Here is a 12,976-nt window from a genome sequence, read left to right as displayed (position 1 = left end):
ATTCTTCCTAGACAGTGAGTTGACTTATCTATAGAATTCGCGCTCGGAGTTGACTGGGTAGTCGCTGCTTTGTTGATGTCCTTCGGGAGACTGGCGTTGAAGTCCTTTGGGAGACTGACGTTGACGTCCTTCGGGAGACTGACAAAGGGGAGGAAAGTCCGGGCTCCATAGAGCAGGGTGCCAGGTAACGCCTGGGGGGCGCAAGCCTACGACAAGTGCAGCAGAGAGAAGACCGCCGATGGCCCGTAAGGGATCAGGTAAGGGTGAAAGGGTGCGGTAAGAGCGCACCGTGCGACTGGCAACAGTTCGTAGCAAGGTAAACTCCACCCGGAGCAAGACCAAATAGGCCTCCACATTGCGTTGCTCGCGTAAGGAGGCGGGTAGGTTGCTTGAGCCAGTGAGTGATTGCTGGCCTAGACGAATGGCTACTGCCGCGCAAGCGGAACAGAACCCGGCTTATACGTCGACTCCACCTATTTCAGACCCATCATAACTATCTCGTTATGATGGGTTTTTTGCTTTATATTGACTTATCCGATGGCAAAACCACTAAACTTAGTGCAATGTCACGCCCTACCTGTGCTTATGGGTAGCAGTAGTGTAAGAATTCGGTACACTACAGGATGATTATGTACGGGCTGACCCGCAGAACGAGAAACTTATGACTGACACTTTCCAACATATTTCTGTACTTCTTCATGAATCAATTGATGGCTTAGCGATCAAACCTGATGGTATCTATATTGATGGAACTTTTGGCCGTGGCGGTCACAGTCGTACGATCCTATCCAAGCTAGGCGAAAACGGTCGTTTATACAGTATTGACCGAGACCCACAGGCAATTGCAGAAGCGCAGAAGATTGAAGATCCTCGCTTTACTATTGTTCATGGTCCTTTTTCTGGTATCGCTGAATATGCTGCTCGTTATGATTTAGTAGGCAAAGTTGATGGTGTGCTGTTTGACTTAGGCGTATCGTCTCCTCAATTGGATGACGCAGAGCGTGGTTTCAGCTTTATGAAAGATGGTCCGCTTGATATGCGTATGGACCCAACATCCGGTATCCCTGTATCACAGTGGCTTTTAGAAGCCGACCTTGATGACATTACTTGGGTAATTCGTGAATTTGGTGAAGATAAGCATGCTCGTCGTATTGCTAAAGCGATAGTGGCTTATCGTGAGGATGAAGAGAATGAGCCGTTAACTCGTACTAGTCAGCTCGCTAAGTTAATTTCTGAAGCTGCGCCAAAAAGTTTTAAAGAGAAAAAGCACCCTGCTACGCGTGCTTTTCAAGCTTTTCGTATTTACATCAACAGTGAATTAGAAGAAATTGATACGGCGCTAAAAGGTGCGGCTTCAATTCTGGCGCCTGAAGGTCGCTTATCTGTGATTAGTTTCCACTCTTTAGAAGATCGGATGGTAAAACGCTTTATTCGTAAAGAGAGTAAAGGTCCGGAAGTACCACATGGTATTCCTCTTACTCAAGACCAAATCAAAGCTTTGGGTAGTGCGAATTTAAAAGCGATAGGTAAAGCGATCATGCCTTCGTCGGAAGAAGTTGAAATGAATCCACGCTCACGTAGCTCAGTTCTGCGTATTGCCGAGAAACTTTGATTTATCTATATGCCTCAATCTAAGCCTAACCTTGCCAAAATTATCGTCGTTGACCTGTTTACTGTAGGTCGGGTGCCGTTAGTGTTATTAATCTTGATCTTTGCGAGTGCGATGGGGATTGTGTTTACCACTCACCACACACGCCAAGCTATTTCTGAAAAAGATCAGGCTTTTATGGAGAGGGATAGATTAGATAATGAATGGCGAAATTTGATTCTCGAAGAAACAGCTCTCGCTGAACACAGCCGAGTTCAAGAACTTGCTCAAAAAGATCTGGAAATGAAGCGCCCAGATGCGGATAAGGAAGTTGTGGTTAACCTGAAATGAAAAAAAAGCCAGTTCAGACAAAAGCTAAACCTAATAAGTCAACCTCAAAACCTGCGACTTCAAGTGACGCGACTCCAGCTCCTGTTTTCATTCGCTGGCGCTTTTATCTGCTGGTGTTCTTTCTTTTCGCTGCAATGGTTGGGCTTATCGGGCGTGTTGCTTTTATCCAAATTATTGAGCCTGACAACTTAATTCGCGAAGGGGATATGCGTTCCATTCGAGCGAAAGAACTGCATTCAGCCCGCGGTATTATCTCCGATAGAAACGGAGAAGCCGTTGCCGTTAGTGTTCCTGTCGAAGCTGTGTGGGCCGATCCGGTTGCCATATTTAAAAATGGTGGTTTACAGGAAAAAGACCGTTGGCACGCTCTTGCTGATGTGTTGGGATTGGATCGCAATGCTCTGTTGAAAAAAATCTCTGATAACAGCACTCGACGTTTTATCTATCTGCAACGCCAAGTCAGTCCTGCTATGGCGAAATACATTCGTGAATTAAAGCTTAACGGAGTAGGTTTGAAAGCTGAGTCTCGCCGTTATTATCCTGCTGGCGAAGTCAGTGCTCACCTAATTGGCGTAACAGGCATTGATGGTCACGGTCTGGAAGGGGCTGAACGCAGCTACGATAAATGGCTGACGGGTGAATCAGGCAAAAGCATCATTCGTAAAGACAGATATGGTCGTGTGGTGGAGAACATTTCTTTAGAAGAGAGTGAAGAAGGTAAGCCGCTACAGCTAACGATTGACCAACGCTTACAAGCTATCGCTTTCCGTGCTGTAAAACAGGCGATGGCTGACTACCGAGCAACCTCTGCCTCAGCGGTGATGTTGGATGTCAAAACGGGCGCTGTGCTAGCTATGGTGAATGCACCATCCTATAACCCGAATAACCGTAGTGACTGGCAGAGTTTTAAAATGCGTAATCGTGTAATTACTGACGCATTTGAGCCTGGTTCAACAGTAAAGCCTTTTGTAGTTTTGGCAGCATTAGCGAACGGTATTGCCGACCAAAATACCATTATCGACACTGGTGATGGCGTAATGCAGATCGGCGGTAGTCGTGTACGTGACACTTCGAAAGTGGGCAAAGCAAACCTTCAAATGATTTTGAAAAAATCGAGTAACGTAGGTGTCGCTAAACTTGCACTACAAATGCCGCTTGAAGCGATGCTTGGTATGTACAACTCGGTTGGTTTGGGTGAAATCTCTGGCTTAAACCTAGTCGGTGAAACGGCCGGTATTTTCCCAAGTCGTAATCGCTGGTCTCAGTTCGAAATTGCTACGCTCGCTTTTGGTTATGGTCTTGCAATTACCCCAATTCAGTTAGCTCACGCCTATGCCACTCTCGGAAATTTAGGTCTTTATCAGCCTATCCATATTATTGATAGTCACCAACAAGATTTGGCCCATCGCGTCGTTGGCGCCAAGTATGCCAAACAAGTATTGGATATGTTGGAAACGGTAACTCAACCGGGCGGTACAGCGGTTCAAGCTGCAGTGCCTGGATACCGTATCGCTGCAAAATCAGGAACGTCTCGTAAGGCTATTGCTGGTGGCTATAGTGATGAATACTTTGCTTATACCGCAGGTGTTGCTCCTGTCAGTGACCCTAGAATATCTTTAGTCGTCATGGTTAATGAACCGCAAGGTGACTCTTATTACGGTGGCGCGGTGGCGGGGCCAGTGTTTTCAGAAATCATGAAAGGTGCTCTGCAAATTCTGAATATCGTTCCAGATGAAAATCGATTCCAATAATAACTGTTTAAAAATAACATCTTAATGTGAAAGTTAGTGTGAGAACCAGTATGAACACTAGTAAGGCTTTATCTGAACTTATCTCTCCTTGGCTTCAAGCAAACGCTGCTTGGGGCAATATCTCAGTCACGCGTTTAGATCTCGACAGCCGCAAAATTAAGGTCGGAGATACTTTTGTCGCGATAGTCGGTCATGCTGTGGATGGCAGAAAATACATTGATACCGCCATTGAGCGTGGGGCGAATGCGGTATTAGCTCAGGCTTGCCAATTTAAAGCTCACGGCAGTGTTGAATGGAAAGCCGATGTTCCCGTTATCTATATTGAGAATCTTGAGCTTCATTTATCTGAATTGGCGGGCAATCTCTACGGCAGTCACCAGAGCCGTTTAGTCGGAGTGACTGGAACCAACGGAAAAACCACCATCACTCAGCTTATTGCTCAATGGATCGATTTATCAGGTCAGAAAGCCGCTGTAATGGGCACAACGGGTAATGGTTTTCTCGCTAATTTAGCACCCGCTGCGAACACCACGGGCAGTGCGATTGAAATTCAAGCTCAGTTACATCAACTTGCCGAGCAAGGCGCAACGTATACTGCTTTGGAAGTTTCTTCTCATGGTTTGGTTCAAGGACGAGTGAAAAAGCTCACTTTTGATGTCGGCGTATTTTCGAATTTGAGCCGCGATCATTTGGATTACCACGGTACGATGGAAGAGTACGCAAAGGCTAAGTTTTCTCTCTTCACCGAACACCAATGTAAAAATGCAATTATCAATATCGATGATGCGGTGGGTTTGGAGTGGAGCGCTAAATTGCCTCATGCCGTTGGCATTTCTCTGAAATCAAAACCAACCACTGAGCGAGCTCTTTGGGCTACGCACGTTAGTTATGCAGAGACAGGGATCACTCTAAGTTTTGACGGCAATTGGGGGAAAGGAGAACTGCACGTTCCTCTGATTGGTGAGTTTAACGCATCCAACGTTATGCAAGCTTTTGCGAGTATGCTGTGTTTGGGCTTTGCAAAAGAAGAATTGATCAAAACCGCGTCTAAATTAAAACCGGTTCTTGGTCGCATGGAATTATTCCAAGTGGCGAATAAAGCCAAAGTGGTTGTGGATTATGCTCATACCCCAGATGCATTAGAGAAAGCTTTGTTGGCTCTTCGCGTTCATTGCAGTGGTAAACTATGGGCAATTGTTGGTTGTGGCGGAGATCGAGATAGAGGCAAACGTCCAATGATGGCGTCGATTGCTGAAAAGTTTGCCGATCAGGTCATTCTCACTGATGACAACCCTCGTAGTGAAGATCCCGCAGCCATTGTGCAAGACATGTTGGCAGGGCTAGATAAACCGGATGATGCTCAGATAGAGCACAGTCGTTTCCTTGCTGCAAAGTTTGCTATTGATCATGCTAGCTCTGATGACATTATTTTGCTGGCAGGGAAAGGTCATGAAGACTATCAAGTCATGGCGAACGAAACTATTCATTATTCAGACAGAGAGTCTGCTCAAACCTTATTAGGGTTAGCCTCATGATTAAAACTTCGTTATCACAATTAAGTGATGTGTTGAGTGCTCGCTTAGTTGGTGAAGATTGCAATATTGAAGCGGTTACTACGGACACTCGTCAGGTGCCTGAAAGTGCTCTGTTTGTGGCGTTAGTCGGCGAGCGCTTTGATGCACACGAGTTTGCAGACCAAGCTATGGAGAATGGGGCTAAAGCGTTGTTGGTTGAGCGTGAGCTTCATGTCGCTTTGCCTCAGTTAATTGTTTCCAATACTAAAGTAGCTTTGGGACAACTCGGCTCTTGGGTTCACCAAGAGTGTGCGACACCAACGGTTGCGATTACTGGCAGTTGTGGCAAAACCACAGTGAAAGAGATGGCTGCCAGTATTTTGTCAGCTAAAGGGCAGGTACTTTTTACCGCGGGCAATTTTAATAACGATATTGGTGTGCCTCTGACGCTGTTGCGTTCTACAGAGCAAGACGACTACGCCGTGATCGAACTCGGTGCTAATCACCCCGGTGAAATTGCTTATACCACAGAGTTAGTTAAGCCTGATGTCGCTGTAGTCAACAATGTGGCAGCTGCTCACTTAGAAGGTTTTGGTTCTATCGATGGTGTAAAACGAGCCAAAGGTGAAATTTATCAAGGCTTAAAACCATCAAGTACGGCGATTGTAAATCTTGAAAGCAACGGCGGTGAGTTCTGGCAACCAGTACTTGCTGACAAAACGGTGAAAACCTTCTCATCCGTCAATAACGACGCCGATTTTCACGCTAACAACATTCAATTAGATCAAGCGGGTCGAGCCTCATTCGATATGGTGACACCCATTGGTGATATTCACATTACACTCAATATCATTGGTCAGCATAATGTTTCCAATGCGCTAGCTGCATCTGCATTGGCCATTGAAATGGGCGCGACATTAAAAGAAATTCAGTTTGGTTTGTCTCATTTACCTAAGGTGAAAGGCCGAGTTGATGTAGAAAAGTTGACTGAAAATATCACTTTAATTGATGATAGCTATAATGCGAGTGTTCCTGCTATGAAGGCTGCAGTGGACTTGTTAGCCAGTTTTTCTGACAGCCGCTGGTTAATTTTAGGCAATATGGCGGAGTTGGGTAACGAAAGTCTTGCACTTCACCAACAAGTCGGTGAACATGCTGCACCATTCAATTTGGAATTTGTTTTGACCTATGGCGCTGATGCGAAAGTCATTAGCGATGTTTGTCATGGTAAACATTTTGACAGTCATCAAGAGATGATCAGTTTTATCGAGCAGGAATTAGAACAACAACAGGATCGTTCTCATGTACTGTTAGTCAAAGGCGCTAATAGTGCGGGTATGAGTAAGATTGCTGCTGCTCTTAAGGAGAAGTACTCATGATTATTTGGCTAGCGGAATTACTCCAGCCATATTTTTCGTTTTTTCGTTTGTTCGAATACCTATCATTTCGAGCAATTGTGAGCATCTTGACGGCGCTCGCGTTGTCGTTATGGATGGGCCCTCACTTAATTAAACGCTTACAACTTCTGCAAATTGGTCAAGTCGTTCGTAATGACGGACCTGAATCTCACTTTAGTAAGCGTGGAACACCGACTATGGGCGGTGTGATGATTTTAGCTTCTATTTTCGCCACTGTTCTACTCTGGGCTGATTTGTCTAACCCTTATGTTTGGGCTGTATTGGCGGTTCTTGGTGGCTATGGCGCAGTGGGTTTTGTCGATGACTACCGCAAAGTGGTGCGTAAAAATACCGACGGTTTGATTGCTCGTTGGAAGTACTTCTGGCAGTCAACAATTGCCTTGGTTGTGGCTTTTGCTCTATATGCACATGGTAAAGATACAGCAGCGACTCAGTTGGTGGTACCTTTCTTCAAAGACATCATGCCTCAACTCGGTATGCTATACATTGTCCTTACTTACTTTGTTATTGTTGGGACCAGTAACGCTGTTAACCTCACCGATGGTTTAGACGGATTGGCTATCATGCCTACCGTTCTTGTGTCAGCGGGTTTTGCTGTTATCGCATGGGCGACAGGTAACGTTAACTTTGCTAACTACCTTCATATTCCTTATATCCCTTACACCTCCGAACTGGTTGTGGTCTGTACTGCGATTGTTGGTGCGGGACTAGGTTTCCTATGGTTTAACACCTACCCAGCACAAGTGTTTATGGGCGATGTGGGCTCACTTGCTCTTGGTGGTGCGCTAGGAACTATCGCTGTGCTGGTTCGCCAAGAGTTTGTGTTAGTCATCATGGGTGGTGTTTTCGTTATGGAAACTATCTCCGTAATTCTGCAGGTAGGCTCTTACAAATTGCGTGGTCAACGTATATTCCGTATGGCACCAATTCACCATCACTACGAACTTAAAGGCTGGCCAGAGCCACGAGTCATCGTGCGTTTTTGGATCATCTCGATTGTGTTAGTTTTAATTGGCTTAGCAACACTTAAAGTACGTTAATAGCTAAAGTACGTTAGTTAATAGCTAAACAGAAATAACGATTGGGGAATATCCCCAAAGGATATGGATTTAAAATGGACCGTTGGCAAGGCATTGAGCATGTTGTGGTCGTAGGGCTCGGTATTACCGGGCTCTCTGTCGTTAATTACCTGCGAAAGTTTCATCCTCAAATCGAGGTGAAAGTGATTGATACTCGCGAAAATCCGCCGAGCAAAGATCAACTACCGAACAGTGTTGCTCTACATAGCGGTGGCTGGAATTTGGACTGGTTGTTGAGCGCTGATTTAATTGTGGCAAACCCGGGTATTGCCTTGGCTACGCCACAGATTCAACAAGCTATCGCTGCAAATATTCCTGTGGTGGGTGATATCGAACTTTTTGCTTGGCACGCTGAAAAACCTGTGGTCGCAATTACCGGGTCAAACGGCAAAAGTACCGTTACTGATCTTATGGGTGTGCTAGGTAATGCTGCGGGAAGAAAAACATTCATTGGCGGCAATATTGGCGTTCCAGCGCTCGATTTACTTTCTGAAGAAGCCGATCTTTATGTGCTTGAACTTTCTAGTTTTCAGCTTGAAACGACTTCGAATCTAAACCTTAAAGCCGCAGCGTTTTTAAATCTGTCTGAAGATCATATGGATCGCTATGACGGGATGGAATCTTACCGTCAGGCTAAACTACGCATTTTTGAACATGCTGAAACATTGGTTGTTAATGCCGATGATCGTCAAACCTATCCGGATTCTAACCGCGCTAAGCTAGTGAGTTTCGGGCTGGACAACCCTGCTGATTTCTATACCAAACAGTACCAAGGTCAAGAATGGCTGATAGCTGGCAATGATGCCGTTTTGCCTGCCGCCGAACTGAGCTTGGTGGGGCGTCATAATGTCGCAAACGTATTAACGGTTCTTGCTCTACTGAAAGCTGCGGGTATTGAGTACAGTGAATCTCTCTTGAATGCACTGAAGTCTTACACCGGATTGACGCATCGTTGTCAGATTGTGGAAGATAAAAATGGCGTGAAGTGGGTTAATGACTCCAAAGCAACCAACGTAGCAAGTACGCTAGCAGCGCTCTCGGGGCTCTCTTTAAAAGGCGATTTGTACTTATTGGTCGGTGGATTAGGAAAAGGTGCAGATTTCTCTTCACTCAAACCTGTATTCGAAACCTTACCTCTAAAACTTTGCTGCTTCGGTAAGGACGGTGATCAGTTTATGCCACTTCATCCGTCAGCACGTCGTTTTGATACGATGGAACACGTTGTTAAAGCTGTCAGCACTGAGTTAAAACCGGGCGATATGGTGTTACTTTCTCCTGCTTGTGCCAGTATGGATCAATTTAAAAACTTTATGGACCGAGGCGAGCAGTTTGCCGCTCTAGCTAAACAATTTGCAGATAAGTAATCTGTGCGAGTAAGTTGCATAATCGAAAGGTAATGTTTTGGGACGATTTAAACCAATAAATTCTATTCATAAATGGCTAAGAACATCTTCACCAGAGGCTTTGTTTGATCGCCAACTCGTCTGGATAGCATTAGGTTTAATGTTGATTGGTCTTGTGATGGTGACGTCTGCTTCGTTTCCTATCAGTTCAAGACTCACGGATCAGCCGTTCCATTTTATGTTTCGTCATGCACTGTTTTTGTTGTTGGCATTGATTACCTCATCCGTCATTTTGCAAATACCGATGCAGAGATGGTCACAGTACAGCTCTGCATTGTTATCTGCCTCTTTCGTGTTGCTGGTTGTGGTGTTAGTCATTGGTAAATCCGTCAATGGTGCTTCACGCTGGATCCCTTTAGGACTGTTTAACTTACAGCCTGCTGAAATAGCAAAGCTATCTCTGTTCATTTTTATGTCGGGTTATTTAGTCCGTAAGCAGGATGAAGTTCGAGAGACTTTCTTTGGCGGATTCATTAAACCTATTTTGGTGTTTATGGCGTTAGCAGTATTACTGCTGCTTCAACCGGACTTAGGTACTGTGGTTGTAATGCTAGTGACCTTGTTTGGCATGCTGTTTATTGCCGGTGCAAAGTTATCCCAATTCCTCGCCTTAATGGTGGCAGGAATAATGGTGATTGTTGGGCTGATCGCTGCAGAACCCTATCGTATTCGCCGTGTGACTTCTTTCCTTGACCCTTGGGATGATCCATTCGGTAGTGGTTACCAGTTAACACAATCTCTGATGGCGTTTGGTCGTGGTGAGTGGTTTGGTCAAGGTTTGGGTAACTCAATTCAAAAGCTAGAGTATTTGCCGGAAGCGCATACTGACTTTGTATTCGCTGTGGTTGGTGAAGAACTTGGCTTTGTCGGTGTGGTACTGATTTTAATGCTGATTTTTAGTCTGGTTCTAAAAGCGGCTTTTATTGGTAAGAAAGCATTTGAACACGATCATCAATTTGGCGGATATCTGGCTCTTAGTATCGGGATCTGGTTTGCTTTTCAAACCCTAGTTAACGTTGGTGCTGCGGCAGGTATGGTGCCAACAAAAGGTCTTACTTTACCGCTGATTAGTTATGGCGGTTCGAGTTTAATTGTTATGTCGGTAGCTGTGTCTATTTTGCTTCGTATTGATCATGAATGCCGAGTAGAGCGAGTTCGACAGTTAGAAGAAATGACTGATGAAGAATAAGAAACGTTTGATGGTGATGGCCGGTGGCACTGGCGGTCATGTTTTCCCAGGACTTGCAGTTGCGAAAAAACTTCAGCAGCAAGGATGGGAAATCCGTTGGTTAGGTACATCTGACCGTATGGAAGCTGACTTAGTGCCGAAGCATGGTATCGAGATTGATTTTATTCGAGTCAAAGGATTACGTGGACAAGGTGTGACTCGCTTAATTAAAGCACCTTTTCAAATTATCAATGCCATCATGCAGGCTCGCCGTCATATCAAAAAATGGCAGCCAGATGTGGTACTTGGCATGGGTGGATACGTTAGTGGCCCGGGTGGAGTTGCTGCGTGGATGCAAGGCATTCCAGTAGTTTTGCATGAACAGAATGCTGTTGCGGGTTTAACTAACCAGTGGTTATCGAAAATTGCATCGCGCGTATTCCAGGCTTTTAAAGGAGCATTTCCAAATGCACCAGTAGTCGGAAATCCTGTACGTACAGATGTTGTTGAACTGCCTGAGCCAAATCAGCGTCTAGCTGAGCGCAGTGGTCCTATTCGTGTGCTTGTGATGGGAGGAAGCCAAGGAGCAAGAATCCTCAACCAAACACTACCACAAGTGATGGCTAAATTGGGTGAAGACTATGAAGTTCGTCATCAGGCGGGTAAAGATAATCAAGCGGAAGTTGAACTGGTCTACCAAACTGCTGGTGCGAAAAACTTCCAAGTAACCGAATTTATTGATGATGTAGCGCAGGCGTATGCTTGGGCAGATTTGTTAGTTTGCCGCTCTGGAGCGTTAACGGTTTCAGAAGTGTCAGCTGCTGGTGTTGCTGCTATTTTCATTCCATTCATGCACAAAGATAGACAGCAAGCATTGAATGCAGATCATTTAGTTGAGTGCGGCGCCGCCAAAATGATCGAACAACCGCAGCTGACGGTTGAAAAGCTGGCACAAACTATCGCAGAGCTCGAACGAATCCAATTATTAGATATGGCCAACAAAGCCCGCAAAGCTGCTAAATTAGATGCAGACCAAGTGGTGGCTAATGCTATTATCGCTCTTACTGAGAAATGAGAACCTATTCATGACGATCAAACATACTCAAGACTTAGCTCAAATCCGAGCAATGGTGCCTGAAATGCGCCGAGTTAAATGCATTCATTTTATTGGTATCGGTGGTGCAGGTATGAGCGGCATAGCGGAAGTTTTACTTAATGAAGGCTATCAAATCACAGGTTCTGACATCTCTGCGAATGCAGTAACGGAACGTTTAGAAAGTATTGGTGCAACAGTATTTATTGGTCATCAGGATTCGAATGTTGATCAAGCGAGTGTCGTGGTTGTATCAACGGCGATCAACGAACAGAACCCTGAAATTCAAGCTGCGCGCGAAAAGCGTATTCCCATTGTTCGTCGTGCTGAAATGTTGGCTGAATTGATGCGTTTCCGTCATGGTATCGCTGTAGCGGGCACTCACGGCAAAACGACCACTACTGCTCTAGTGACACAAATCTACTCTGAAGCTGGGATGGATCCGACTTTTGTCAATGGTGGCTTGGTTAAAAGCGCAGGTACTAATGCTCGTTTAGGATCTAGCCGAGTGTTGATTGCAGAAGCTGATGAGAGTGATGCTTCATTCTTGCATTTGCAACCAATGGCAACCATTGTCACTAACATTGAAGCTGATCATATGGATACCTATGGCGGTGACTTTGAAACCTTAAAACAAACCTTTGTCGATTTCCTGCATAACCTTCCTTTTTATGGGCAAGCTATTCTTTGTATTGATGATCCTGTCGTTCGTGAGTTGATTCCACGTATTAGTCGTCAGGTTATTACTTATGGTTTCTCTGAGGATGCTGACGTGCGTATTGAAAACTATCGTCAGTATGGACAACAAGGTAAGTTTACCGTTGTTCGCCAAGGGAAAGAAAACTTAGATATCACACTAAATATTCCAGGTCGTCACAATGCGCTCAATGCTTCAGCCGCTATTGCAGTAGCAACGGAAGATGACATTAGTGATGAAGCAATTTTGAAAGCGTTGATCAGTACTCAAGGTACTGGTCGTCGTTTTGACCATCTTGGTGAGTTTGAAACTGGGAATGGTGTTGCAATGTTAGTGGATGATTACGGCCACCATCCAACAGAAGTCGATGTAACCATCAAAGCGGCTCGTAGCGGTTGGGAAGATAAACGTCTGGTGATGATTTTCCAGCCTCACCGTTATACTCGTACCCGCGATCTCTATGATGATTTTGCCAATGTACTTGAGCAAGTCGATGTGCTGATTATGCTCGATGTGTATTCTGCAGGTGAAAAGCCGATTGCAGGCGCTGATGGACGTTCACTTTGTCGGACTATTCGTAGTCGAGGAAAAATCGATCCTATTTTCGTTTCAGACAGCAAGACTTTGCCAGCTGTATTAGCGAATGTATTACAAGACGGTGACTTAGTTCTGACTCAAGGCGCTGGTGATGTAGGCAAAGTAGCCAAGCACTTACAATCTTTGCAGCTAAATATTGAAAAGATGCAAAAATATTAAATTTGTTGCCTATAGGTGTGCCATTCGTGATTTGAGTGGTACTCCTACCAGTTTTCTTTATTTGAGTATTTGATAGTTTTAGTGTCCTCAGTATAATCCGTAGGTTGTGTTGTTCCCAAAAGGTCGACACATCAATGCTAAAGTTATTGCTTTTGCCT

At 45.0% G+C, this 12,976-nt stretch carries 10 protein-coding genes and 1 other RNA gene; all 11 read left to right on the top strand.

Annotation, left to right across the window (positions count from 1 at the left end):
* The first annotated feature begins 45 nt into the window (after window positions 1–45).
* The 11 genes from rnpB (at window position 46) to murC (ending at window position 12,818) form a co-directional block, all read left to right on the top strand.
* Window positions 46–475: RNase P RNA component class A (rnpB, locus tag G5S32_RS11985), an RNA gene on the top strand.
* A gap of 186 nt (window positions 476–661) precedes the next feature.
* A complete protein-coding gene (rsmH, locus tag G5S32_RS11980) occupies window positions 662–1,612 on the top strand; it encodes a 16S rRNA (cytosine(1402)-N(4))-methyltransferase RsmH (protein ID WP_165312229.1) in 951 nt (316 codons plus the stop codon).
* A gap of 9 nt (window positions 1,613–1,621) precedes the next feature.
* Window positions 1,622–1,939 carry a cell division protein FtsL gene (gene ftsL, locus G5S32_RS11975; RefSeq protein WP_165312228.1) on the top strand — a complete coding sequence of 106 codons (318 nt, stop codon included), beginning with the start codon at window positions 1,622–1,624 and terminating at the stop codon, window positions 1,937–1,939.
* Window positions 1,936–3,690 (top strand): penicillin-binding transpeptidase domain-containing protein, encoded by a 1,755-nt coding sequence (locus tag G5S32_RS11970; protein ID WP_165312227.1) that lies wholly within the window; start codon window positions 1,936–1,938, stop codon window positions 3,688–3,690. Before ftsL ends, G5S32_RS11970 begins: the two co-directional genes overlap by 4 nt.
* Before the next feature lie 50 nt (window positions 3,691–3,740).
* Entirely contained in the window at window positions 3,741–5,225 is a 1,485-nt protein-coding gene (gene murE, locus G5S32_RS11965) for a UDP-N-acetylmuramoyl-L-alanyl-D-glutamate--2,6-diaminopimelate ligase (protein WP_165312226.1), read from the top strand.
* The gene (gene murF, locus G5S32_RS11960) at window positions 5,222–6,583 is read left to right on the top strand and encodes a UDP-N-acetylmuramoyl-tripeptide--D-alanyl-D-alanine ligase (protein ID WP_165312225.1); all 1,362 of its coding nucleotides are present in this window, start codon (window positions 5,222–5,224) and stop codon (window positions 6,581–6,583) included. The genes murE and murF overlap by 4 nt, the downstream gene beginning before the upstream one ends.
* Window positions 6,580–7,662: a phospho-N-acetylmuramoyl-pentapeptide-transferase gene (mraY, locus tag G5S32_RS11955; protein WP_165312224.1), complete on the top strand. Its 1,083-nt coding sequence runs from the start codon at window positions 6,580–6,582 to the stop codon at window positions 7,660–7,662. The genes murF and mraY overlap by 4 nt, the downstream gene beginning before the upstream one ends.
* Before the next feature lie 74 nt (window positions 7,663–7,736).
* Window positions 7,737–9,065, top strand: coding sequence for a UDP-N-acetylmuramoyl-L-alanine--D-glutamate ligase (murD, locus tag G5S32_RS11950; protein WP_165312223.1), 1,329 nt, complete (start codon window positions 7,737–7,739; stop codon window positions 9,063–9,065).
* A 37-nt stretch (window positions 9,066–9,102) separates the two neighbouring features.
* On the top strand, window positions 9,103–10,293 hold the full coding sequence (gene ftsW, locus G5S32_RS11945) for a cell division protein FtsW (protein WP_165312222.1): 1,191 nt from the start codon (window positions 9,103–9,105) through the stop codon (window positions 10,291–10,293).
* A complete protein-coding gene (gene murG / locus G5S32_RS11940; RefSeq protein WP_165312221.1) occupies window positions 10,283–11,347 on the top strand; it encodes an undecaprenyldiphospho-muramoylpentapeptide beta-N-acetylglucosaminyltransferase in 1,065 nt (354 codons plus the stop codon). Before ftsW ends, murG begins: the two co-directional genes overlap by 11 nt.
* Before the next feature lie 10 nt (window positions 11,348–11,357).
* The gene (murC, locus tag G5S32_RS11935) at window positions 11,358–12,818 is read left to right on the top strand and encodes a UDP-N-acetylmuramate--L-alanine ligase (protein WP_165312220.1); all 1,461 of its coding nucleotides are present in this window, start codon (window positions 11,358–11,360) and stop codon (window positions 12,816–12,818) included.
* Window positions 12,819–12,976: the final 158 nt, after the last annotated feature.

Origin of the sequence: Vibrio ziniensis (assembly GCF_011064285.1) — a bacterium.
GTDB lineage: Bacteria > Pseudomonadota > Gammaproteobacteria > Enterobacterales > Vibrionaceae > Vibrio > Vibrio ziniensis.
This window is presented reverse-complemented; position numbering and strand designations above follow the sequence as displayed.

What these genes read in the sequence shown, in the direction of transcription:
- murE (WP_165312226.1), top strand. Translation starts at nt 3,741, where the DNA reads ATGAACACTAGTAAGGCTTTATCTGAACTTATCTCTCCTTGGCTTCAA.
- mraY (WP_165312224.1), top strand. Translation starts at nt 6,580, where the DNA reads ATGATTATTTGGCTAGCGGAATTACTCCAGCCATATTTTTCGTTTTTT.
- rsmH (WP_165312229.1), top strand. Translation starts at nt 662, where the DNA reads ATGACTGACACTTTCCAACATATTTCTGTACTTCTTCATGAATCAATT.
- murC (WP_165312220.1), top strand. Translation starts at nt 11,358, where the DNA reads ATGACGATCAAACATACTCAAGACTTAGCTCAAATCCGAGCAATGGTG.
- murD (WP_165312223.1), top strand. Translation starts at nt 7,737, where the DNA reads ATGGACCGTTGGCAAGGCATTGAGCATGTTGTGGTCGTAGGGCTCGGT.
- G5S32_RS11970 (WP_165312227.1), top strand. Translation starts at nt 1,936, where the DNA reads ATGAAAAAAAAGCCAGTTCAGACAAAAGCTAAACCTAATAAGTCAACC.
- ftsL (WP_165312228.1), top strand. Translation starts at nt 1,622, where the DNA reads ATGCCTCAATCTAAGCCTAACCTTGCCAAAATTATCGTCGTTGACCTG.
- murG (WP_165312221.1), top strand. Translation starts at nt 10,283, where the DNA reads ATGAAGAATAAGAAACGTTTGATGGTGATGGCCGGTGGCACTGGCGGT.
- murF (WP_165312225.1), top strand. Translation starts at nt 5,222, where the DNA reads ATGATTAAAACTTCGTTATCACAATTAAGTGATGTGTTGAGTGCTCGC.